This is a genomic window from Limosilactobacillus reuteri (genome assembly GCF_002254085.1).
GTDB classification, from domain to species: domain Bacteria; phylum Bacillota; class Bacilli; order Lactobacillales; family Lactobacillaceae; genus Limosilactobacillus; species Limosilactobacillus reuteri_K.
This window is the reverse complement of record NZ_NGPY01000011.1, coordinates 38,194-61,768: the sequence shown is the minus strand read 5'-3', so window position 1 is coordinate 61,768 and position 23,575 is coordinate 38,194. Positions and strand designations below refer to the sequence as shown.

Annotated in this window: 20 protein-coding genes and 1 other annotated feature; all 20 genes read left to right on the top strand. The window is 38.5% G+C overall.

Annotation, left to right across the window (positions count from 1 at the left end; translation table 11 throughout):
• The first annotated feature begins 118 nt into the window (after window positions 1-118).
• A complete protein-coding gene (locus CBG10_RS02860) occupies window positions 119-1,537 on the top strand; it encodes a cytochrome ubiquinol oxidase subunit I (RefSeq protein WP_094511608.1) in 1,419 nt (472 codons plus the stop codon).
• Window positions 1,538-2,554 (top strand): cytochrome d ubiquinol oxidase subunit II, encoded by a 1,017-nt coding sequence (gene cydB, locus CBG10_RS02855; RefSeq protein ID WP_094511606.1) that lies wholly within the window; start codon window positions 1,538-1,540, stop codon window positions 2,552-2,554.
• Window positions 2,555-2,559: 5 nt separating this feature from the next.
• Entirely contained in the window at window positions 2,560-4,290 is a 1,731-nt protein-coding gene (gene cydD / locus CBG10_RS02850; RefSeq protein WP_094500994.1) for a thiol reductant ABC exporter subunit CydD, read from the top strand.
• Window positions 4,283-6,028: a thiol reductant ABC exporter subunit CydC gene (cydC, locus tag CBG10_RS02845; RefSeq protein WP_094511604.1), complete on the top strand. Its 1,746-nt coding sequence runs from the start codon at window positions 4,283-4,285 to the stop codon at window positions 6,026-6,028. Before cydD ends, cydC begins: the two co-directional genes overlap by 8 nt.
• Window positions 6,029-6,081: 53 nt before the next feature.
• The gene (locus CBG10_RS02840) at window positions 6,082-7,296 is read left to right on the top strand and encodes an NAD(P)/FAD-dependent oxidoreductase (protein WP_019252406.1); all 1,215 of its coding nucleotides are present in this window, start codon (window positions 6,082-6,084) and stop codon (window positions 7,294-7,296) included.
• A 101-nt stretch (window positions 7,297-7,397) separates the two neighbouring features.
• Entirely contained in the window at window positions 7,398-8,711 is a 1,314-nt protein-coding gene (locus tag CBG10_RS02835; RefSeq protein WP_094511602.1) for a bifunctional folylpolyglutamate synthase/dihydrofolate synthase, read from the top strand.
• Window positions 8,712-8,777: 66 nt separating this feature from the next.
• Window positions 8,778-9,410, top strand: coding sequence for a JAB domain-containing protein (locus CBG10_RS02830; protein WP_094511600.1), 633 nt, complete (start codon window positions 8,778-8,780; stop codon window positions 9,408-9,410).
• 135 nt (window positions 9,411-9,545) lie between these two features.
• Window positions 9,546-10,547, top strand: a complete 1,002-nt coding sequence (locus CBG10_RS02825; RefSeq protein ID WP_003666650.1) for a rod shape-determining protein — start codon at window positions 9,546-9,548, stop codon at window positions 10,545-10,547.
• 133 nt (window positions 10,548-10,680) lie between these two features.
• Window positions 10,681-11,538: a rod shape-determining protein MreC gene (gene mreC, locus CBG10_RS02820; RefSeq protein ID WP_029507906.1), complete on the top strand. Its 858-nt coding sequence runs from the start codon at window positions 10,681-10,683 to the stop codon at window positions 11,536-11,538.
• 6 nt (window positions 11,539-11,544) lie between these two features.
• Window positions 11,545-12,081, top strand: coding sequence for a rod shape-determining protein MreD (gene mreD / locus CBG10_RS02815; protein WP_003666652.1), 537 nt, complete (start codon window positions 11,545-11,547; stop codon window positions 12,079-12,081).
• 51 nt (window positions 12,082-12,132) lie between these two features.
• Window positions 12,133-12,366, top strand: a binding site (T-box leader).
• A 183-nt stretch (window positions 12,367-12,549) separates the two neighbouring features.
• Window positions 12,550-13,197, top strand: a complete 648-nt coding sequence (locus CBG10_RS02810) for an amino acid ABC transporter permease (RefSeq protein ID WP_003666654.1) — start codon at window positions 12,550-12,552, stop codon at window positions 13,195-13,197.
• A gap of 14 nt (window positions 13,198-13,211) precedes the next feature.
• Window positions 13,212-13,862, top strand: coding sequence for an amino acid ABC transporter ATP-binding protein (locus CBG10_RS02805; protein ID WP_094501005.1), 651 nt, complete (start codon window positions 13,212-13,214; stop codon window positions 13,860-13,862).
• 17 nt (window positions 13,863-13,879) lie between these two features.
• A complete protein-coding gene (locus CBG10_RS02800) occupies window positions 13,880-14,731 on the top strand; it encodes an amino acid ABC transporter substrate-binding protein (protein ID WP_019252400.1) in 852 nt (283 codons plus the stop codon).
• Between the two features lie 201 nt (window positions 14,732-14,932).
• The gene (yfmF, locus tag CBG10_RS02795) at window positions 14,933-16,180 is read left to right on the top strand and encodes an EF-P 5-aminopentanol modification-associated protein YfmF (RefSeq protein WP_094511598.1); all 1,248 of its coding nucleotides are present in this window, start codon (window positions 14,933-14,935) and stop codon (window positions 16,178-16,180) included.
• Between the two features lie 4 nt (window positions 16,181-16,184).
• Complete coding sequence (gene yfmH, locus CBG10_RS02790) at window positions 16,185-17,483, top strand: EF-P 5-aminopentanol modification-associated protein YfmH (RefSeq protein ID WP_019252398.1); 1,299 nt, start codon at window positions 16,185-16,187, stop codon at window positions 17,481-17,483.
• 98 nt (window positions 17,484-17,581) lie between these two features.
• Complete coding sequence (locus CBG10_RS02785) at window positions 17,582-18,607, top strand: helix-turn-helix domain-containing protein (RefSeq protein ID WP_094511596.1); 1,026 nt, start codon at window positions 17,582-17,584, stop codon at window positions 18,605-18,607.
• A gap of 27 nt (window positions 18,608-18,634) precedes the next feature.
• Complete coding sequence (gene pgsA / locus CBG10_RS02780) at window positions 18,635-19,222, top strand: CDP-diacylglycerol--glycerol-3-phosphate 3-phosphatidyltransferase (protein ID WP_003666663.1); 588 nt, start codon at window positions 18,635-18,637, stop codon at window positions 19,220-19,222.
• 124 nt (window positions 19,223-19,346) lie between these two features.
• The gene (locus CBG10_RS02775) at window positions 19,347-20,633 is read left to right on the top strand and encodes a competence/damage-inducible protein A (protein WP_094511594.1); all 1,287 of its coding nucleotides are present in this window, start codon (window positions 19,347-19,349) and stop codon (window positions 20,631-20,633) included.
• A 49-nt stretch (window positions 20,634-20,682) separates the two neighbouring features.
• The gene (recA, locus tag CBG10_RS02770; RefSeq protein ID WP_003666667.1) at window positions 20,683-21,771 is read left to right on the top strand and encodes a recombinase RecA; all 1,089 of its coding nucleotides are present in this window, start codon (window positions 20,683-20,685) and stop codon (window positions 21,769-21,771) included.
• A gap of 235 nt (window positions 21,772-22,006) precedes the next feature.
• Entirely contained in the window at window positions 22,007-23,548 is a 1,542-nt protein-coding gene (gene rny, locus CBG10_RS02765; protein ID WP_011953420.1) for a ribonuclease Y, read from the top strand.
• Window positions 23,549-23,575 lie beyond the last annotated feature (27 nt).

Sequence of the window (23,575 nt, the reverse complement as noted above, 5' to 3'; positions counted from 1 at the left end):
ACAATTGCCATTTATTTATTGTAATTATTTATCACAAGTATTATGATTAATTGTGGAGAAACAGGAAACGGTTTCAACTATTCTTTTTATTGATGTACTTCGGAGGGAGGTATTTATAATGACTATTCTTAGTCTGGCACGTTTCCAATTTGCCATGACGACGGTTTACCACTTCTTCTTTGTTCCGTTTTCGATTGGGACAGCTTTTATCGTCGCCATTATGGAAAGTATGTACGTCTCAACTAAAGACGAAACATACAAAAAAATGGCAAAATTTTGGGGAAATATTTTCTTACTTAGTTTTGCGGTCGGTGTTGTTACAGGTTTGATTCAGGAATTCCAATTTGGGATGAACTGGTCGGATTACTCGCGGTTTATGGGTGATATCTTTGGTGCTCCATTAGCCCTCGAAGCTTTGCTATCATTCTTTATTGAATCAACATTTATTGGCTTATGGGTATTTACCTGGAAAAAGGTTAAGCCAGGGTTGCACCTTTTCTTCATTTGGATGACGAGTTTTGGTTCTTTAACATCTGCTTTATGGATTTTAACTGCCAACTCATTCATGCAACACCCTGTTGGTTATGAAATCAAGGGTGGCCGTGCAGTAATGGTTAATTTTGGCGCATTGCTTAAAAACCCTCAATTATGGTATGAATTTGGGCATGTTATCCTTAATGCTATCATGATGGGTGGAATTATTATTGCTGGTTTAACGGCATTCCAACTTCTCAAGAACCAAAAACTTTCTGAGGCTAATAAGAAGTTTTACAAGAAGTCAATGCGGTTGGGACTTTTAGCATCATTGATTTTCTCTGTTGGTGGAATTGCCTTAGGGGATGCCCAGATGCAATACTTAATCAAAGAACAACCAATGAAATTTGCAGCTACTGAAGATGTTTTCACGACTACTGGTAAGCATGCACCATGGACAATTGTCGGTATTGCTGATATGAAAGACCATGAAGTAAAGGACAATATCGATATTCCCTATGCCCTAAGTATTTTGTCATACCACAAAACTACTGGGGCGGTTACCGGGATGAATGAGCTCAATGCCCAATATAAGAAAAAGTACGGCAAGAATCTTGATTACTACCCACCGGTAAATACATTATTCTATAGTTTCCGGATTATGTGTGCAGTTGGTGCTTGGATTTTCTTAGTTTCATTAGTTGGCCTAATTATGACCAGGGAAAAGAGTAAGAAACCACTTGCACAACGACGCTGGGCGCTTTGGTGTATTGCAATTACCACTTTCTTACCATTTATCGGTAATACTGCTGGTTGGTTTGTAACGGAATTCGGTCGTATTCCATGGACAGTTTATGGCTTGTTTACAATTGCTGAAAGTGTATCGCCAAACGTTTCAGTTGGATCATTATTAACATCAAATATTGTTTACTTTGTATTATTTACAACTCTTGCAATTACATTAATTTGGTTAATCGTTCTTGAGTTACGTAAGGATCCATCGGAAGCAATTGAACCTAAATTCAAGAAGGTTCTGGACCCATTTGACAAGGAGGCGTTCTAGATGAGTTTTCTTCAATTATTATGGTTTGTATTGATTGGAGTGCTTTTTGCCGGCTTCTTCTTCCTAGATGGATTTGATTATGGGGTAGGAATGGCGGTCGAAACACTTGCTCATAATGAATCAGAGCGTGATCAACTTGTGCGGACAATTGGACCGGTTTGGGATGCAAATGAAGTGTGGTTAATCACTGCTGGTGGTGCAATGTTTGCCTCTTTCCCATACTGGTACGCTAGTCTTTTCAGTGGATATTACTTAATCTTAATGATTATTTTAGCTGGTTTAATTATTCGTGGTGTTTCTTTTGAATTCCGTAAAAATAGTCCAATGCCACAAAAGCGGATTTGGGATTGGGCATTAGCAATTGGTAGTGCAATCGTTCCATTTTTCCTCGGGATTATGTTTGTTAGCATGATTCATGGAATGCCAATTGATGCTAATGGTAATTTCCATGCTGGATTCTTTGATTATTTCAACTGGCTTTCAGTTGTTGGCGGAATTGCCTTATTGCTATTAACCTACTTACATGGAATTAATTATATTGCTTTGAAGACGACTGGTCCGGTTCAAGGACGAGCTCGGAACTACGCTGAATTTTTGTACTGGATTCTTTATGCTGGCGAAGTTGTCTTTGCATTATTATTAATCTTTATGACTGACTTTATGGCTGTTCACCCAGTTGGTACAATCATCATGCTTGTATTGATTGTTGGCTTCTCAGTTTTGGCTCAAGCGGAAACCTTTGCTGGTCATGAACTGGTTGCATTTATTTCAAGCGGGTTAACCCTAGTATCATTGGTTGTATTGATCTTTATTGGTCTCTTCCCACGGGTACTAATTAGTAGCATTAGTCCGAAGTACAGCATTCTTATTCAAAATGCTTCCTCAACAGAATATACGTTGACAGTGATGACAATTGCTACTTGCTGTCTTTTACCATTTGTTTTGGCATATACAATCTGGGCTTACTGGATTTTCCGTAAACGGATTGCAATGCCGGCTATTCCGGAGGTTAAATAAAATTTATGATTGATCGACTACTCTTCAAAATCGAGGGGAGCAGACATATCATGATCAAGCTTGTGGGGCTTTATGTCCTGCAAGCTTTTCTTATCCTTGGTCAGGGATTGAGTTTGGCTGCTTTACTAACAGGTTTATGGCAAGGACATTCGCTCCTAAGTCAAATATATAGCTTAAGTGGATTTGTTGTTTGCTACCTCTTGCGCCATGGGTTAACCGAAATCGGTAATAATTGGCTTGATAAGTATTCAGCTGGTGCTGCTCAAAATTTTCGTCAGCAATTATTAAAAAAAGTCTTTGCACTTGGACCAGTAATTGTTCAGCGAGAGGGAACCGGTAATATGGTTACTTTGGCTCTTGATGGTATTAAAGAAGTTGAAAATTATATTCGACTTATTTATAGCAAGATAATCAGCATGATGATTGTTCCAGTCATTATTTTGGTTGTCTGTTTCTGGTTTGATTGGATTTCTGGCATTGTTATGTTGTTAGTTTATCCTTTGATTGTTTTATTTATGATTATTTTAGGCTATGCAGCGAAGGCTAAGGCGGATCGACAGTTTGCAGCTTTTCAAATATTGTCTAATCACTTTATTGATTCTTTACGGGGAATTGACACATTGAAGTACTTTGGCCTTAGTAAGAAGTATTCGCAAAGTATTTATCGGTCAAGTGAGCGTTTTCGAAAATCAACAATGAGCGTGATTAAAGTAGCGATGTTATCAACGTTTGCTCTTGATTTTTTCACTACATTAGCTATTGCAATCTTAGCGGTCTTTCTTGGCTTACGGTTAATCAACGGTCACTTATTGCTATTCCCGGCATTAGCAATCTTGATTTTGGCACCTGAGTATTTTTTGCCGATTAGGAACTTTGCAAGTGATTATCATGCAACGTTGAATGGTAAAAATTCATTTCATGCTGTTCGGCGAATTCTTGAGATGCCATTACCAAAGAGGCCGACTGTTGAATTACACCAGTGGACAGGAGTAGATGAGTTAAGTCTTGAGAATGTTGAGTTTATGTATCCTCAAAATGGCAGTGAATTAACAAACCTTGATTTAACAGTTAAGGGAAATCAAAAAATTGGCATTATTGGGATGAGTGGAGCCGGAAAGACAACTTTAATTAATCTTTTGAGTGGCTTTTTGGCGCCAACAAGTGGTCAAATTACCATTCAAGGAAAAAAAGTAACGACTTTGGATATCTATGACTGGCAAAAACAGATTCTCTACATTCCACAGACTCCTTATATTTTTGCAGATACGTTAAAAAATAATATTGCCTTTTATACTCCAAATGTCAGTGAAGATAAAATAAAAGAAGCAATTCATGTTGTCGGCTTAGATAATCTTGTTGCTGAATTACCTCAAGGCTTAGAGACAATGATTGGCAGCGGCCACCGAGCATTAAGTGGTGGTCAGGCACAGCGAATTGCTTTAGCTCGAGCATTCCTTGATCCAGAACGCCGGGTAATGATTCTTGATGAGCCGACCGCCCACCTCGATATTGAGACCGAACTAGAGTTGAAAAAAAGAATGCTTCCTTTAATGAAAAATAGGTTAGTCTTTTTTGCTACCCACCGTTTGCATTGGATGAAGCAGATGGACTATATTTTGGTATTGAAGAATGGCAAGCTAATTGAACAAGGAACATATCAGCAATTGCTTGATAAACATGGTTACTTTACAGAACTGATGGACCAAACACGGGGAAAGGAGATAACCCATGAATAAGATTCCTTTACTTAAAGCAATGAAACATGATCGGTGGGTGAAACCCTTCCTGAAGCGTTACAAGTGGACCTTGGTATTAGCAATTACCCTTGGGATTGTTACCTTTATTTGTGCTAGTGGATTGATGTTCACCGCGGGCTACTTAATCAGTAAGTCCGCAACGATGCCTTTTAATATTTTGTTAGTATATGTTCCCATCGTTCTTACACGTGCCCTTGGGATTTTTAGACCGGTGACTAATTATTTTGAACGATTGGTTAGTCATAATTGGGTTCTTAAAATGACTTCTGCATTTCGTAAAAAGCTTTATGATTCGTTAGAGCAGGATGCCGTTTTCTTTAATAGTAAGTATCGAATTGGAGACATTCTTGGGTTACTTTCAGAAGACGTTGCCCATATTCAAAATTTGTATTTACGAACGATTTTTCCGATGCTAGTTGCATTTGGGCTTTATGCCATTATCGTTATTGGAATGGGGATAATCTCTCCGCTTATGGGACTTTTAATGTTAGTTCTATTCGGCTTAATCATTATTGCTGTTCCCGTGTGGTCAGTGCTTGTTAATGGTGCGCGCCAGCAACTAGAAAAGCAATATACCAATACCTTGTATGCTGATCTTACTGATAATATCATGGGAATTACAGACTGGGTATTTGCGGGGCGAAGTGCGGATTATCTGCAGCACTATGACCAAAGCGAGAAAAACGTATTAGCATCTCAAAAAGCGATGAAACGTTTTGAACATTGGCGTGATTTTATCCTTCAGGTAATGATTTTATTAGTGGTTGTTAGTCTTATTATATGGGGAGCAGCGCGTTTTGGCGGTCATTGGGGAGGCAGTGCAAATTGGATTGCGGCCTTTGTCCTTTGTGTCTTTCCCCTTGATGAAGTGTTGTCTAGCTTGCCAGCAGCCGCTCAAGAAACTAATGTATATACGGATTCATTAAAGCGATTGAATGAATTGCCGCAACCGCCAGCTCCTTCTAAGACTAATATTGATATTGCTGCTCCTTATCATCTTAAAATTACGGATGTTTATTATCGCTATCCCAAAACGGAGAAGATGATCTTGCAGGGAATTAACCTTAATGTGAATCCAGGTGAAAAGCTTGCCATTCTTGGTCGTAGTGGGACTGGAAAGAGTACGTTAGCTAGTTTGATTCGGGGAGACCGGAAGCCTACTTTAGGCACTGTTACTCTTAATAATGTGCCAACGGATGAATTTGGTGATGAGATTTCGAATTATATTGGAATCGTTCACCAATCACCATATCTATTTCATACCACAATTTTAAATAATATTCGTTTAGGGAACGAGAATGCGACAGAGGATCAAGTATGGGATGTTCTTGAACGCGTTGGGTTGGCCGCTATGATTAGACGACTGCCAAAAGGACTTCATACGATGGTTGATGAGGCAGGGTTACGATTTTCTGGCGGAGAGCGTCACCGGTTGTCTCTTGCACGGATTTTACTCAAGGATGCACCCATTCTCCTTTTAGACGAACCAACTGTCGGATTAGACCCGGTAACAGAAGAAAAGGTAATTGAGACATTTATGAAGCAGCTACAAGGAAAAACTTTGATTTGGATTACTCACCATTTACAAGGAATAGAAATGATGGATCAAGTTGTTTTTATTGAAAATGGTAAAATTACAATGCAAGGTAGCCCGGTAGAATTACAAAAAACAAACGAACATTACCGGACGTTAAAAATGGCAGATGAGGGTATCTAGATAGTTTAGAAATGTTATAATAAATAGGACTATTGATGAAGGGATGAATAGTAATGAAAGAAGTTGTTGTACTTGGAGCTGGTTACGCTGGCTTAAAGACGGTCGTATTATTACAAAAAAAGCTGAAAACTAATGTTCATATTACATTAGTTGATCGTAATAATTATCATTATGAAGCTACTGATTTACACGAAGCTGCTGCGGGAACGCAAAGTGCTTCAAGGATCACTTATCCAATTAGTGATGTTATTAATCCACAAATTACTACCTTTATTCAAGATGAAGTTGTAAAGATCGATCCTGATAAAAAGACGGTTAAGCTTGCTGGTCATGAAGAACTACTGCACTATGATTATTGTGTATTAGGGCTCGGTTTTGTTTCAGAAACCTTTGGAATTCCTGGTGCTGAAGAAAATGCATTACCAATGACTAATGTTAAAGAAGCTTTAGCAATTTATGACCATATCATTGCCAAAATGAAAGATTATCGTACCACTCACAATCCTGATGATCTTCAAATTGTTATTTGCGGTGGTGGATTTACTGGAATTGAATTGGCAGGGGCACTTGTTGACGCTCGAGCAAGTTATGCCAAAATCGCTGGAGTTTCACCAGATGAAATTAAAATTACGCTGATTGAAGCTTCAACAAGATTACTTCCAATGTTTAGTGAAAAACTTGCCGAATATGGGGTAAACCTTGTTAAGAGCCTTAATGTGCAACTACTTGATGGTTCGCGGATTAGCAAGATTGAACCTGGCAAGGTCATCTACAAGCATGGAGATGATGATGAAGAGTCCCTTAATGCTGGTACAATCATCTGGACAACCGGAGTAAGTGGTAATCCATTAATGGAAGAATGTGGCTTTGATGCTAAACGTGGCCGGGTAATCGTTACTGACCACTTAACAGATCCTAAGCACGATGATATTTACATTATTGGGGATGTTGCTGCTGTAATGCCACCGGATGGTAAACGCCCATATCCAACTACTGCACAAATTGCCCTAGCAATGGCTGATTACACGGCGGAAGACATTGTTAGCCGTATTAAGACTGGCAAGCACGAAGCTAAGTCATTTACTTACAAGTCATTAGGAACAGTTGCTTCCGTTGGTAATACACGGGCATTTGGTGAAGCAATGGGTCATGAATTACGTGGATATCCTGCTTCAGCAATGAAGAAAATTATTGCTGACCGTTCCTTGTTAGAAACAGGTGGTTTGAAAGAGCTATTTGCTAAAGGCCGCTTTGACTTATATCACTAGAAAATGAATGAGGCTGAGAAAAAACTTTTGTTTTTTCAACAGCCTCGTTTTTATACTTATATGCTAAAAGGTATGGCTATAATAAATAAAGGGTGAAATAAATGATTAAAACTTATGATGAAGCATTATCTTTTATTCATGGACGAACACAATTCAAGAAAATTCCAACACTCACACGGATGAAACGATTCTTGGCAGAATTAGGAAACCCACAAGAAGGACTTAAATACATTCACGTCACAGGAACTAATGGTAAAGGATCAACTGTTGCAATGATGCGGTCTGCTTTATTGGAAAGCGGCCTCACTGTTGGAAGTTTTACATCGCCTTTTATTACGCGGTTTAATGAACGGATTGAGTACAATGGAATCCCAATTAGCGATGCTGACCTTTTAAGATTAGTTCAAAAAATTGCTCCAGTTGTCAAAAAACTTGATAATACATTGGAAACAGGCGGACCAACTGAATTTGAAATTGATACAGCATTAATGTTTTGCTACATGGCTGAAAAGAAGCCTGATGTTGTATTGCTTGAAGTAGGGATTGGGGGGCTATATGATTCTACCAATGTAATTACGCCAGTTGTTAGCGTGATTACGACAGTTGGCTGGGATCATATGAAGTATTTAGGTGATACTTTGGCTAAGATTGCGGCCCAAAAAGCGGGAATAATCAAAAAAGGCGTCCCAGTTGTTTTAGGTGACCTTCCAACTGAAGCGCGCGAAACTATTCTCGCAGATGCAAAGGAGAAAAATTCCCCGGTTTTTGAATTAGAAAAAGACTTTACTGTTCACAAGCTTAATGGTCATCAGTTCCACGCAAAAATTCGGTATCAAGGAAAAAATCTGAAAAAAATAGAAACAATTCTTGGCTTGCCGGGCGACTATCAGATAGAAAACGCAGCAGTTGCTTTGATGGCTGTTGAGCTTTTTATGGAGAAACATGAACTGGCAATTGATCGTCGTGCTTTGATCGCGGGATTAGAAAATGCTGCTTGGCCGGGGCGATTAGAAGAAATAAATACTACTCCCTTGGTCTTATTAGATGGCGCTCATAATCTTCCTGGTGTCCAGGCCCTTATTCATACTATTAAGAATAATTTTGCCGATCGGGAAGTTTACCTCTTGGTGGCGATTCTGGCTGATAAGCAATATGAATTAATGCTTGGTGAATTAGCAAGCTTGGGAAATATTCACTTAGTCGTTACTCACTTTGCTGGTCCCGGTCCTAAAAGGCCAAGTGCAGACTTAGCAAAAGCAGTTGCTGATATTCCAACTAAATATCCCATCCGGATTATTAACGACTGGCGATTAGGGATCGGGCAGGTGGCAAGTCAAATGAGTGCGGAGGATGTAATGATTATTACTGGTTCTCTTTATTTTGTTTCAGATGTTCGTAAATTCTTTTTAAATTAAAAAGTGTAAAAGCACAAATTTTCCGTATTTAAATATATAGAGTGTAAAAAGGAGAATTATTTATTTATGGAAAATGAAGTGATTAACGAATATACAAAATTAGTCTGGACGGCTATTCCTGATAAACTGGGAACAAAGAAGCAGGAATTATGTCAACGTTTCTTACGTAAGTGTCCTAATCCTCTAGCAATTAAACGGCTTTCACGTGTTGAAAAAAGTGAGATAAATGAATGGGCGCCAGAAATGCTTAACTTTTTTGCTGCCATTGAATTAGGGGAGATAGTAACTAAAAGTCACGAAGAAATTATCGGCCATGCTTATTCGAGCATCGAATTAGGTCGCAAGATGGTTGACCATTTTCAAAGCGAGGAGCAAGAAAGTGTTTGTATTGCTTGTACAGATATCCATAACGAGATAATTGATTGGAAAATTTTGTTTGTAGGCGGCGGATGCGAATGTATTCTTTATCCTGATAAGATTTTTCAATATGCGCTCCGGTGTTCAGCCCAAGGAATTATTATGATCCACAATCATCCGACGGGAGACATTCATCCTTCCAAGCAGGACGAATCTTTTACTCGCCGCTTAGAACGAGGATGTGAGATTATTGGGCTTCATTTAGTTGACTTTATCATTGTTGGTCGCGATACATACCATAGTTGGCGTGAAGCTAGTCTCGTTAATAAGCTTAAAAAGTAAAGAAACTTTTAATTTGTTGCAATAATTACGCTTTCTTTGTTCTTATTAATGTATATTAATGTTCGTATGTACCGAGTGGCTATGGTATAATATGCACGATATTAATTTGATTTTAAGACGAAGGGAAGAAGCAGATTGCTAGGAATTGGAACAAAAAATCTTGGCATTGACCTTGGAACTGCTAATACAATTGTCTACCTTGAAGGTAAGGGTATTGTATTAAGAGAACCATCAGTTGTTGCGCGTAATTCTAAGACTAACGAAGTAATCGCTGTTGGCAGTGATGCCCGTGACATGATCGGACGGACGCCAGAAAGCATTGTGGCTATCCGACCAATGAAAGACGGTGTTATTGCTGATTACGACACAACAGTTGCAATGATGAAGTATTACATTGATAAAGCGTTAGGAAATAATGGTAAGCCATATGTTATGGTATGTGTTCCTAGTGGGATCACGGAAGTTGAAAAACGGGCAGTGATTGATGCTACTCGAGTTGCAGGTGCTCGTGATGCTTATGTTATTGAAGAACCATTTGCAGCAGCCATTGGAGCAGGTTTACCAGTTATGGATCCAACTGGTAGTATGGTTGTTGATATTGGTGGCGGTACTACTGATGTTGCTACCATTTCATTAGGTGGTATCGTCTCAAGTCGTTCAATTCGAATGGCTGGTGATAAGATGAATGATGCGATTGTTCAATATGTTCGCCAACATATGAATTTATTAATTGGTGAACGAACAGCTGAAAAGCTTAAGTGGGATATTGGATCTGCATCTGTTGAAGCTGCTGAAGAAATGGGAACAACACAAGTTCGCGGTCGTGATCTTGTAACTGGATTGCCAAAGACAATGCAAGTATCTGCAAAAGATGTTTCAACGGCCCTCCAAGATGTTGTTGATAGCATTATTACGGCAATTAAAGGAACACTTGAAGAAACTTCCCCAGAAATTGCTGCTGATGTTATTGATCACGGGATTGTATTAACTGGTGGAGGCGCATTATTAAAGCATTTACCAGATGTTATTGCAGATGCAACCAAAGTACCAGTATTCATTGCTAATGATCCCCTTGACTGTGTTGCTATTGGTACCGGCGAGTCATTAAAGAGTATTGATGTAATGAAGAAAAAGTAAAATGATTCTCTGACAATGACGTCAGCGATGAATCATCATTAGTACTAACTAATGATTGACGGGGCTGATTGCCAAGCAGGATTGTTTGGCAGGCCCCGTCTTAATTACCTTGTGTAAGCATTGGAGGGTCATAATGCAGAAATTTTTTTCCAATCGCCGATTAGTTATTGCTGTGATAATTCTAGTTATCTGTTTTGGACTAATGGCAGGTTCTGTTTCTTTACGGAATAGGCGAAATACACCACCGATAATCCAACAATTTGGAAATGATATTGTTGGCTTTGTTGATAGTGCAGTTGCTCTCCCTGTAAATTGGGCACAGACAAGTGTGAGTTCAATAAATGGGTTGATGAATACTTATTCTGAAAACCGTGAACTTAAACAGCAAGTAACTGAATTAGCACAAACTAAAGTCCGTGATCAGACCTTAGCTCATGAAAACAAACAATTAAAACAACAGTTAAAACTTAATAATTCAATGACCGACTATAATACAGTTACAGCGGCTGTGTTAATGCGCACACCTTCTTCGTGGCAAAGACAACTCGTGATTAATAAGGGGCAATCTAGTGGTATTAAGAAGAATATGCCCGTTATGAGTGGTAGTGGGTTAATTGGTCGGATTACAGAAGTAAATAAAACTAATAGCAAAGTTGAATTATTGAGTGATACCAGTGAATCATCAAACCGTTTTGCAATTACCCTTAATGGTCAAAATGGGAAGGTGATTAATGGGATTATCACCGGATATAATGCAAGAAATAACGAGCTTGAAATGGGACAAGTAACTTCTAAAGCTAAAATAAAAAAAGGTACCCGAGTAGTAACCAGTGGAATGGGTGGTGTGACACCTAAGGGACTTTATGTTGGCCGCGTGTCACGTGTCGGTAAAGATGATTATGGTCTCGCCCAGAAAATCTATATTACTCCAGCAACGGACTTTAATGATATTAATATTGTTACAGTTGCTGAAGCGGCCTCACAGGAGTGATAAATTATGTATCGTTTATCACGCTTAAAATATATATTCCCAATTGGTTTATTTGTATGTCTGTTTTTGGACGGCGCCTTAAGCCATGTGTGGGCACCATTATTTTTCAGTTATCCCTATTCAATGGTGAGTGAACTTGTCTTACTATGGTTAGTCTTATCGTATTTCTTTCAAGATGATATTGAGATTCCATTAATTCCATTTGCAATTGCTGCCGGTGCAGTTTACGATTTATACTTTTCGGGAATTTTAGGATTGTATATTTTCTTGTATCCATTAGTAGTCGAAATAACTAAAATTTTATCTCGTTATTTTAGTTCATCATTTCTTTCGATGATTATGATTTTCTTTGTTGATATTGTCATTTTTGAGACCTTTAATTATTGGGCATATTATTTAGTAAATATTACTAATGTTGGTTTTGGCGACTATCTTATTTATACGCTTGCTCCAACGTTAGCATTGAATTTAATTTATTTTGTTGTCCTCTTCTGGCCAATTCGCGCAATATATCGCTGGGCATTAGACGATGATCAAATTTAAAATTAGTGCTTGACACAATAGATATTCCAGTATAGGATATTTACAACATCATAAATGACAGTGAACAGACCAGTAGAGCTTTAAGCATTGCGAAGAGAGTCCTTAATGATGGGAAGGGATCAATGTTTCGGCTTGAATCACATCTGTGAGTTGGCCTTCTGAAAGCCATAGTAGGAAGACCCGGGGAAGCCCGTTACAGCGCGGAGTTTATTTTAATGAACTCACTAAGGCTATTATTCGTGAGAAAATAGCAAGATGAGGTGGAACCGCGGAAACGCCCTCGTAGCCAGTTTAGGCTCGAGGGTGTTTTTTGTTTCATTAAAATAGACTTATTAAGGCAAATATTGCGAAATGTTTGTAAACATGAGGTGGAACCACGATGTACTCGTCCTCTAGGAGGTATCTCCTAGAGGATTTTTTCTTTTCCTGTTATTTCTATTAGTCAATAATTTAAGGAGGCAATAGTAAATGTCAATGCAATATATAAGTGAAATTCTACCTTCATTATTCCAGGGGGCTGCTCTTACATTACAAATTTTCTTCTGGACATTAGTTGGATCTCTGCCATTAGGGATTTTAGTTAGCTTAGGACTTACTTCTAAAATCAAACCTCTGAAGTGGATATTAGAAATTTATGTTTGGTTAATGCGGGGAACGCCTTTGCTGCTTCAACTGATCTTTGTATTCTATGGATTACCAATTATTGGCATTGTTTTTGAACGTTACGATGCCGCCCTAGTTGCTTTTATTTTGAACTATGCAGCTTATTTTGCTGAAATTTTCCGTGGTGGTTTCCAATCTGTTGATCAAGGTCAGTTTGAAGCAGCTCGTGTTTTACGCTTAAGCTACTGGCAAACTCTTCGCAAGATCATCATTCCCCAGGTAATAAAAATCGTTATTCCATCAATTGGGAATGAAGTTATTAACTTAGTAAAAGATTCATCGTTAGTTTACGTAATTGGTCTCGGTGACCTACTTCGTGCAGGAAATGTAGCTACTTCACGGGATGTCACGCTTGTCCCATTGATGTTAGTTGGATTAATCTACTTGATCCTTGTAGGAATTTGTACATTAATTCTGCGGCAAGTTGAAAAATGTTATGCATACTTCAAGTAAAGGAGGGGATCTAAATGTTAGAAGTTCGAAATTTAAAAAAGAGTTTTGGCGATCGGCAAATTTTAGATGGGGTTAATTTAACAGTTAAAGATGGTGAAATTCTTTGTATTGTTGGTCCATCAGGTGCTGGGAAAACGACCTTACTTCGTTGCATTACTGGACTGGAAACTCCTGATAGTGGTGAGTTTTTCATTAACGGTCGTCGATTTGACCCTCAGGGAACAGATTCAGCTGACCGGGTAATCGGTGTGGTTTTTCAAGATTTTAAGCTTTTCCCAAATCTTTCGGTAATGGAGAATATCACGTTAGCGCCGATGATGGTATTGAAAAAGGATAAACAAGAAGCAATTGCTGATGCGCAAAAACTGCTTGAAGAATTAGGCCTTAATACAAAAGGAAAATTGTACCCCTACCAGCTTTCGGGTGGACAAAAGCAACGGGTTGCCATTGCTCGTGCATTGGCAATGAAGCCTAAAATTTTGTGCTATGATGAACCAACATCAGCGCTTGATCCAAACCTCCGAAAAGATGTGGCTAATATTATTTTGGGATTAAAGAAGGACGGAATGACTCAATTAATTGTTACTCACGATTTAGAATTTGCGGAAGATATTGCTGATGATATTTTACGAGTACAACCACTTGATCAACGTCAGAATAAATAGTGAGAGGAGAAATACTGATGAAAAAAGCGAAAGCAATTTGGTTACTTATTTTGTTAGTAGTGCCTGTTCTCCTTCTTAGTGGCTGTGAAAGTGTAACGAAGCGTGCTGATACGCAAGATACATGGAACCGGATCGAGCGACGGAAACGAGTGATTATTGGCCTTGATGATAGCTTTGTTCCAATGGGTTTTCGCCAAAAGAATGGCAAGCTGGTTGGTTATGATGTCGATCTTGCCCGGGCTGTTTTTAAGCAGTATGGGATAAAGGTTGATTTTCAGCCAATTGATTGGTCAATGAAAGAGACGGAGCTAAAAAACGGTACGATTGACTTGTTATGGAATGGTTATTCTGTTAATCCTAGCCGTGCCAAAAAAGTTGCTTTTAGTCGTTACTATTTAGAGAATCGGCAGATATTAGTAACTAAAAAGAAGAGTAACATTAAAAATTTGAACGGAATGACTGGTAAAACACTTGGAGTGCAGAATGGTTCAACGGGAGTAACCGTTTTGGATGAGAAGCCAAAGTTGTTAAAAGATAAAATAAAGAACCATACACCAGTTCTTTATGATACATTTCCTAATGCATTCATTGACTTAAATGCAAATCGAATTCAAGGAATTTTAATGGATGAGGTTTATGCTAATTACTATATTAAGCACCAACCAAATAGTAATTCATACCGCACTTACATCAGCAAAGAGTTGCCAATGGAACATTTTGCAGTGGGAATGCGGAAAGGTGACAAGACCTTAAAGAAGAAAATTAATCAAGGTTTAGGTAATTTGCAAAAAAACGGTGAATTACGGAAGCTTAATGAAAAATGGTTTGGTCAAGATAGTAATTACTTGGGACCAGATAACACTAAATAAAAGAGCAGGGACTTGAAAATGGTTTCTGCCCTTTATTATTTCCTACAAACAAATTAATAAAAATATGATGAATTTACGTAATCGGTTTGTAATTTACTCATATTTAACGTATCATTATTCAGTATGATAATTCGAATGTAACTAGGTTGCAGCTAGTGGAATCCCTCTTGCTGCATTTTATATTGAAGGGAGAAAGAGAACGTGGATTTTAATCTTGCTCGTGGCGTGGACTTGCACATTATACCCACAAAACAATTTAAGATGAATCACGTCTTAATAGATTTTGCGACTCCGCAAACACCAACGAATGCTACTGCACGAAATTTATTGGCAAACCTATTAGAGACCAGCACGCATCGCTATCCAACACAGACGGCTTTGGCTCGTCAATTGGCATCTTTATATGGTGCCTATGTTAATTTATATGTTAACCGGCTGGGGACATTGCATACTGTCCGATTACGAGCGAGTTTTGTCAATAATCGCTTTGTTGATGAAGATTTATTTGAAAAGATTAGTGGCTTAATAAATGAGATCATTTTCCATCCGCTAATCGATGATGGGGAATTTGATGGTCCTACTTTTAGAATTCAATCTAATAATTTAAAAAGTGCGATAAAGTCGCTTTATGACGATAAACAATTTTTGGCTAATCAACGTCTTATGGACTTGTACTACCAAAATGATTCTGTAATGAAGGTACCTAGTTTCGGTCAAATTGCCGATCTTGAGAACCTAAATGCTAAAAGTTTAGTTTCAACGTATCATTCAATGATTAATAAAGATAAAATTGATATTTTTGTGTTAGGTGACATTGATCCGATGTGTGCTCAGCAAGTTGTTGCTAAGCTTCCTTTTAAAGATCGCGATATTGTTAACAAGTCACCTTTATATCATCAAGCATTGTATGATCAAGTTCAGAGAAAAACAGAATATCAACAAGTAAATCAGGCAAAGTTAAATTTGGCATATTCTTTACCTGTCTATTATCATGATGCCGATTACTATGCTGGCTTGGTTTTTAATGGACTTTTTGGTGGCACGCCATATTCAAAGCTTTTTACGAATGTCCGTGAAAAAGCTAGTTTAGCTTATTATGCTTCTAGCCGGCTTCTTCCATTCAATGGGATTGTAAGTGTTCAAACGGGAATTCAAGCGAGTGATCAAGAAAAAGTTCAAAATATGATTCAGGAACAATTAACCGCTTTACAAAATGGTGATTTTACTACTGAGACGCTAAGTGAAGTTCAAGATAGTTTGATTAACCAATACCGGGCAGGGCACGATTTGGCAAGTAATGTTTTGGAACAACAATTAGTTACCAAATTAGTTAATGAATCGGATAAGAACTTTGTTACCGAAATAAAAAAAGTAACCGTAGCTGACGTTATGCGTGTTGCTAAACAGATGAAGCTTCAGGCAGTTTATTTATTAAGTGGTGAGAAATAATTATATGGATAGAGAAGTTTATCAAAAATTTAACCAGTCCATTTACCGTGAACAATTATCAAATGGTTTGAAAGTCCAGCTCTTACCAATGGAAGGCTACCATAAGACATATGCTATTTTAACAGCAGATTTTGGTTCCATTGATGATCATTTTATACCGTACCATCAAAAGGAGGCTATTACTGTTCCAGACGGGGTTGCCCACTTCCTTGAACACAAAATGTTTGAGAAAAAAGATCATGATGCCTTTGATTTGTTTGGTAAACTAGGAGCTGATTCAAATGCCTTTACTAGTTTTACCCAAACAAGTTATCTTTTTTCGACGACCAGTAATCTCCATGAGAATTTAGATGTTCTATTGGATTTTGTTCAAGATCCATACTTTACTGCAGAAACAGTGAAGAAAGAGCAGGGAATTATTGGCCAAGAAATTCAAATGTATGAGGATGACCCGAGTTGGCGGCTTTACTTAGGTATTTTAGGTAATTTGTACCCCAAAGATCCAATGCGGATTGATATTGCGGGAACGGTTGAATCAATCAGTCATATTACACCAGAAATTCTGATGGATAGTTATCGGACTTTCTATCAACCAACCAATATGAACCTTTTCCTTGTAGGACGCTTAGATCCAGAAGAAACAATGGCATGGATCAAGCAAAATCAAGAACAAAAGATTTTCGCTCCCGCAGAGACACCCCAACGGTTATTTAGCCTGAACGATCCAACTGCTCATGATGTAATTCCATTCCGTTCATTAACGATGGATATTGTTCGTCCTAAAGTGATGGTAGGCTTACGAGGGACCAAGCAATTTGATGATGGTAAAGAACGGCTCCACTACAAATTAGCAATTGATCTTTTGTTAGATGTTTTGTTTGACGATACTTCAGATAACTATTTGCGTTTGTACAACAATGAAACATTGGATGACACGTTTAGCTACAACTTTGAAATGCAACGGGGCTTTCATTTTGCGTACTTTAGCTCTGATACTGATCAGATGGAACGCTTTGCAGATGAGGTTATTGATATTCTTGAAAGTGCTGATCAGCAAATTGAAGCGGCGCGGACAAGGTTTGAGGGAATTAAAAAGGCAGAACTAGGACGGTTAATTGGCTTATTAGATTCGCCAGAAGCAATTGCTAATCGTTATGCTGGAGACCTCTTTGCTGGCGCTAGCTTGATGGATGAGATAGCGACCTTGGAAACTATTACGATTGATGATCTTTATCAAGTTGCAAAGGAGTTTATTACTCCGCAAGGTATTTCGGTATACCAAGTTGTTCCGCAACATCAATAAACTAAACTTTTCCTATAGATTTATTCCGATAAGCTAATATATAATTGAGCATGATATAATATCCAAGAGTAAAGATAAATGAAAATGGAGATAGAATAATGAGTGAGAACGAGAACAATCAAGAACGACTTGAAATCGGTAAAATTTTACGAAAAGCACGGGAAGAAAAGGGCTATACCCTTGATGACCTTCAACAAATGACTAAGATTCAAAAGCGGTATTTAATCGCGATTGAAGATGAAAATTTTGATGAACTTCCTGGTGACTTTTATGTTCGTGCGTTCATTAAGCAATATGCCAATACGGTAGGCTTAGATGGTAATGAATTATTGCAAAAATATGATGATCAATTACCACAGACTAAAACGGAAGAGTATTCCGATCATTTAGCTCAAGCGGTTGAAACTCGTGCGAACCAACGGAAGACGGTTAGCGGGAGCGTAGACAAGGTTCGTAACTACATGCCAACGATTATTATTGCTTGTGTGATTGTTTTAGTGTTGGCAGCGATCTGGATTACGGCCATTGCTCGCAACCATCGCGATTCCTCTACACGGATTGATAATAGTTCGGTATCTGTTTCTGGAGAGAGTCGTAAGAAGGCCGCTACCTCTGCTAAAAAGGCAAGTACAAAGCAGAGCAAATCGACAGCAATCAAGCTCCAAGAAGCACCTAATCGGAATGACACAAGCGTTACTTATACAGCAAGTCAACTTACTAAAGATACAACGCTACAAGTTGAACCAAGTGATCGTTCATGGATGCAGGTAAGGGCAAATAATAATGACTTATTAAACAAAACTTTGAATAACAATGAAAAAACTAGTGTAAAAATAAGTCGTGATACAACTTCATTAGTAATTACGGTCGGCAATGCTCGAGCAACAAAGTTAAAGCTCGGTAATCAAGAAATCGACTTTACTAATAATGGCCGTTACCAAAACACGCGGAATGTAACGATTAACTTTGGTAATGCCCAAACAAGCAGCAGTTCAGCAAGTAGTTCAAGTCAAGCTTCTTCATCCTCGGCTCGTCCTAATAATGCTACGCAACCATCTGCTGCTAATAATAACAGTCGTCCTCAGACAAGTGCTAGTCAGCAAAATAATCAACCAACTCGTTAATATAAGAGGACTAAAGGAGTTAGAACATTGAATTTACCAAATAAACTAACTGTTATACGTTTAATTATTATTCCCTTTTTCTTATTATTAATGGTTCTGCCATTACAAAGTTGGGGAGCTGTAAGCTTTTGGGGAGCAACTATTCCAATGGCCCAGCTTATTGCTGCTATTTTATTTATTGCCGCAACAATTACTGATAATCTTGATGGACAAATTGCACGACGACACCATCTTGTAACTAATTTTGGGAAGTTTACTGATCCGCTTGCTGATAAGTTACTTGTCATGACTGCATTTATCGTTTTAACTGGAAATGGTGTTGTTCCATCGTGGGTAACTTCAATCATTATTTGGCGAGAATTATCTGTTACGGGCTTACGCTTATTGTTAGTGGAACAAGACGGGGTAGTATTGGCCGCTAAAATGCCGGGGAAGATTAAGACAACTACTCAGTTTATTGCGATTATCTTCTTACTCTTAAATAATGTTATTTTTGCTATTTGGAATATTCCATTTGGTCAAATTATGTTATATATTTGCTTGTTCTTTACTATTTATTCTGGAGTAGATTACTTCATTCAGGGACGCGATGTCTTTTCGGATGGATTTAAATAGGATATGGAGGGTGAGAAAAAACAAAAGTTTTTTCTCACCCTCATGTTTTTTATATTCATAGTTTTAAGATTTTAGTGAAAATGACTATACTTTACGTATATATATTAATAGGGGATGGAGTTTTATGGATGCAGAAATTATCTCAGTAGGAACTGAAATAGTCCTCGGACAAATAGTTAATACTAATGCCGCGTACTTAGCTAACAGGCTAACCCAACTTGACTTACCGGCTACCTATCAAACAACTGTTGACGATCAATCACAAAGGTTAGAGCGTGTTATTAATCACGCTTTGACTCGTGCTCAATTAGTTTTTGTTTGCGGGGGACTTGGACCAACTGCAGATGATATTACGATGCCTACAGTTGCTAAAACCCTAGGAAAAGAGTTGCAGACTGACGAAGAACACTGGAAATGGATTCAAAAAACATTTGAACAACGACAAATAAAAATGGAGCCAGAAAATATTCGTCAAGCCCAGTATCCACGGGGAGGAGAGCCGCTTGCTAATCCTGTGGGGCTTGCTCTAGGATGTTGGTATGGAACTAAGGGGAAAGTTGTGGTTGTCTTACCAGGACCACCCGCCGAATTTAAGGCAATGGTTGAAAAGAGCTTGGTTCCTAAACTCCAGCAATATTTTCAAACAAGAAAACAAATTACTAGTCGGGCATTAAACTTTTTAGGGCGGCCGGAGTCGCAATTAATGGATGAAATTGAAGATGCTACTAACGATATACCAGGGATAAGCATTACTTCTTATGTTCAACCAACGGCAATCCAGGTTCGGCTCACCGTGCGTAACTTACCGGTGATTGAAGCTGAAGAAAAAATTGACCAGGCACAAAAAGCAATTCTTGCAGTTGAAGAACCATTTTTCTTTGGAGTAGGGGATGACCTTACACTTGCTAAAGTCGTCGTTGAACAATTAAAAAATCGCGGGTGGAAATTGACAGCAGCAGAAAGCTTAACAGGGGGGATGTTCCAAAGTACTATTTGTTCCGTACCAGGAGCCTCGACTGTTTTTAATGGTGGTTTTGTTACCTATGCTGCTAGTGCAAAGGAAAAGTTATTAGGAATTCCCCACGACACGATTGACCAGTATGGGGTAGTAAGCTCTGAAACTGCTGCGGCAATGGCTGAAGGGTGTCAACGAAAATTAAATGTTGAAGTGGGAATTGGCTTTACTGGTGTGGCCGGCCCAGATATGTTAGAAGGACAACCAGCAGGGACGGTCTGGATTGGACTAGCAATGAAGGGACGCCCAACTAAAACCGTTCAATTACATCTTGCATCCTATGTTGGAAGACAGGCGATTCGTACATTAAGTGTTCAGTATGGACTTCAATTAATTTACCGTGAACTAAAAAAACAAACGAACTTTTGTTCACTTTTTTCTTGTTTTTTTGGCTAAAACTGTTATTATTAGTTATCGGATAAACCGTAAAAAGGAGGAATTTGATTTGGCTGACCAACGAAAAGCAGCATTAGATGTTGCTATCAGAAAGATCGAAAAGAACTTCGGTAAGGGTTCTATTATGCGAATGGGTGATGCCACTGATATGAAGGTTGCTTCAGTTTCTAGTGGTTCCCTTGCTATTGACAAGGCACTTGGAATTGGTGGATATCCTCGCGGTCGGATAGTTGAAATTTATGGTCCTGAAAGTTCTGGTAAGACTACTGTAGCGTTGCATGCAGTAGCGGAAGTACAACGTCAAGGCGGGACAGCAGCCTATATTGATGCCGAAAATGCTCTTGATCCTCAATATGCAGAAGCCTTAGGTGTTAATATTGATGACCTATTACTTTCACAGCCTGATAGTGGTGAAGAAGGATTAGAAATTGCAGATGCATTGATTTCAAGTGGGGCCGTTGACTTAGTAATTGTTGATTCGGTTGCAGCATTAGTTCCTCGTGCTGAAATTGATGGTGATATGGGTGATACTCATGTTGGATTACAAGCTCGTTTGATGTCTCAGGCTCTTCGGAAGCTTTCCGGTGAAATTAATAAGACAAAGACAATTGCTATCTTTATTAACCAAATCCGTGAAAAAGTGGGAGTGATGTTTGGTAACCCTGAAACAACAACTGGTGGACGGGCACTTAAATTTTACTCAACTATTCGGATGGAAATTCGTCGTGCGGAACAAATTAAGAATGGTACGGATGTTATTGGAAATAAAGCTAAAGTAAAGATTGTTAAAAATAAGGTTGCTCCGCCATTCAAACGTTGTGAAGTTGACATTATGTATGGTGAGGGGATTTCTAAGACTGGTGAATTGCTAGATATGGCAGTTGAAAACGATCTTGTTGATAAGAGCGGTGCCTGGTACTCATATGGTAGCGAACGTATTGGGCAAGGTCGTGAAAATGCTAAAAAGTGGCTTAAAGAACATCCAGACAGCATGAATGAATTAATGGATAAAGTTCGTGTTGCAAATGGGATGGAACCGTTAAATGAAAAGTCAACGAAAGAAACTACTGATGATAAAGCCAGTGGTAAGACCGGTGAAAATAAACAAGAAACAATCGAAGAAGCAAGTAAAGAATAAATAATAATATTTGAAGTCGAAATTCCCTAATTTTTTAGCATTAATAGCTGAATATTAGGGATTTCCCTTTTTATGATGGCTGTTTAAGCAATTGATAAATTCAATAGTTGACACCTTAGTGTGGCAAGATTAAAATTTAACTTGTGTGATGTTTTTTTGACGTTACACGGTGAAATTAATTTATTCATACCAACAACATAATAGTTGAAGCGGAGGTGAAATAGTGAAAATTTTAATGTTCGCCGCGCTTGCTATGGTTGTCGGAATTATTGTCGGCTATGTAATTCGCAAGGTTTCATATGAAAAACAAGTTGCAGAAGCACATAATGATGCTAAAGGTATTATTTCTAAAGCAAAACAAGAAGCAGTAACGGCGAAAAAAGAAGCTATTTTAGAAGCGAAAGAAGAGAGTCATCAATACCGCGAGAGAGTGGAAGATGAGTTAAAACAGCGGCGGAGTGAGGTCCAACGACAGGAAGATCGATTACTCCAACGAGAGGCTTCTTTAGATCATAAGGATAGCGCTCTAGAAAAAAGAGAGAATGCAGTTGGCGTTCGTGAACGTAAATTAGATCAAGAAAAAGAGCAGCTTCATCAATCAAAGGAACAAGCAGAAGCCTTAATTGAACAACGCAAACAAGAAGTTGAAAAAGTCGCTCAAATGTCACAAGAAGATGCTAAGCAGTTATTATTATCTGAAGTAAAAGAACAGTTAAAAACTGAACGAGCAGTAATGATTCGTGACAGTGAACAAGAAGCGGAACTTTCTGCAGAACGTAATGCAAAGAAATTAATTGTTGAAGCAATTCAGCGTAGTGCTGCGGATGTTGTCTCAGAGACGACTGTTTCGGTTGTTAATCTTCCTAACGATGATATGAAGGGAAGAATAATTGGTCGTGAAGGTCGAAATATTAGAACTTTAGAGACATTAACAGGTATTGATTTGATTATTGATGATACGCCAGAAGCTGTCGTATTGAGCGGCTTTGATCCTGTACGACGTGAGATTGCTAAGATCGCGCTTGAAAAATTAATTCAAGATGGTCGTATTCATCCTGCACGAATTGAAGAAGCTGTTGATAAGGCTCGTAAGCAGATGGACACTCAACTACGAGAGACTGGTGAGCAAGCATTGTTTGATCTAGGAATTCATTCAATGCATCCAGACCTAATTAAGACGGTTGGAAGAATGAAGTACCGGACTAGTTACGGTCAAAATGTCTTAGACCACTCAATCGAAGTTGCTAAGTTAGCCGGAATTATGGCTGCTGAACTTGGGGAAGATGTTACATTAGCAAAACGTGCTGGACTCCTTCATGATATTGGGAAGGCAATTGATCATGAAGTTGATGGTTCACATGTTGAGTTAGGTGTAGAACTAACCCGCAAGTATAAAGAAAATAAAGTGGTTATCAATACGATTGCTTCTCACCATGGAGATGTCCCTGCTAATTCTGTAATTGCTGTTCTTGTACAAGCAGCAGATGCAATTTCAGGGGCCCGTCCTGGTGCTCGAAGCGAGTCATTAGAACAATACATTCAACGTTTAAAGAAACTAGAAAGCATAGCAAACAGTTATGATGGTGTCGACCATAGTTATGCAATTCAAGCTGGTCGAGAACTTCGCGTGATTGTCAAACCGAAGAAGATTTCTGATTTGCAGGCAACAACTTTGTCACATGATATTAAGAACAAAATTGAAAAGCAATTAGAATATCCAGGACATATTAAAGTAACCGTTATTCGGGAAGTTCGAGCAGTTGATTATGCTAAATAAACTGATTTTTCAGTTCCTATAAAGAGG

What these genes read in the sequence shown, in the direction of transcription:
- CBG10_RS02860 (WP_094511608.1), top strand. Translation starts at nt 119, where the DNA reads ATGACTATTCTTAGTCTGGCACGTTTCCAATTTGCCATGACGACGGTT.
- cydB (WP_094511606.1), top strand. Translation starts at nt 1,538, where the DNA reads ATGAGTTTTCTTCAATTATTATGGTTTGTATTGATTGGAGTGCTTTTT.
- cydD (WP_094500994.1), top strand. Translation starts at nt 2,560, where the DNA reads ATGATTGATCGACTACTCTTCAAAATCGAGGGGAGCAGACATATCATG.
- cydC (WP_094511604.1), top strand. Translation starts at nt 4,283, where the DNA reads ATGAATAAGATTCCTTTACTTAAAGCAATGAAACATGATCGGTGGGTG.
- CBG10_RS02840 (WP_019252406.1), top strand. Translation starts at nt 6,082, where the DNA reads ATGAAAGAAGTTGTTGTACTTGGAGCTGGTTACGCTGGCTTAAAGACG.
- CBG10_RS02835 (WP_094511602.1), top strand. Translation starts at nt 7,398, where the DNA reads ATGATTAAAACTTATGATGAAGCATTATCTTTTATTCATGGACGAACA.
- CBG10_RS02830 (WP_094511600.1), top strand. Translation starts at nt 8,778, where the DNA reads ATGGAAAATGAAGTGATTAACGAATATACAAAATTAGTCTGGACGGCT.
- mreC (WP_029507906.1), top strand. Translation starts at nt 10,681, where the DNA reads ATGCAGAAATTTTTTTCCAATCGCCGATTAGTTATTGCTGTGATAATT.
- mreD (WP_003666652.1), top strand. Translation starts at nt 11,545, where the DNA reads ATGTATCGTTTATCACGCTTAAAATATATATTCCCAATTGGTTTATTT.
- CBG10_RS02810 (WP_003666654.1), top strand. Translation starts at nt 12,550, where the DNA reads ATGTCAATGCAATATATAAGTGAAATTCTACCTTCATTATTCCAGGGG.
- CBG10_RS02805 (WP_094501005.1), top strand. Translation starts at nt 13,212, where the DNA reads ATGTTAGAAGTTCGAAATTTAAAAAAGAGTTTTGGCGATCGGCAAATT.
- CBG10_RS02800 (WP_019252400.1), top strand. Translation starts at nt 13,880, where the DNA reads ATGAAAAAAGCGAAAGCAATTTGGTTACTTATTTTGTTAGTAGTGCCT.
- yfmH (WP_019252398.1), top strand. Translation starts at nt 16,185, where the DNA reads ATGGATAGAGAAGTTTATCAAAAATTTAACCAGTCCATTTACCGTGAA.
- CBG10_RS02785 (WP_094511596.1), top strand. Translation starts at nt 17,582, where the DNA reads ATGAGTGAGAACGAGAACAATCAAGAACGACTTGAAATCGGTAAAATT.
- CBG10_RS02775 (WP_094511594.1), top strand. Translation starts at nt 19,347, where the DNA reads ATGGATGCAGAAATTATCTCAGTAGGAACTGAAATAGTCCTCGGACAA.
- rny (WP_011953420.1), top strand. Translation starts at nt 22,007, where the DNA reads ATGTTCGCCGCGCTTGCTATGGTTGTCGGAATTATTGTCGGCTATGTA.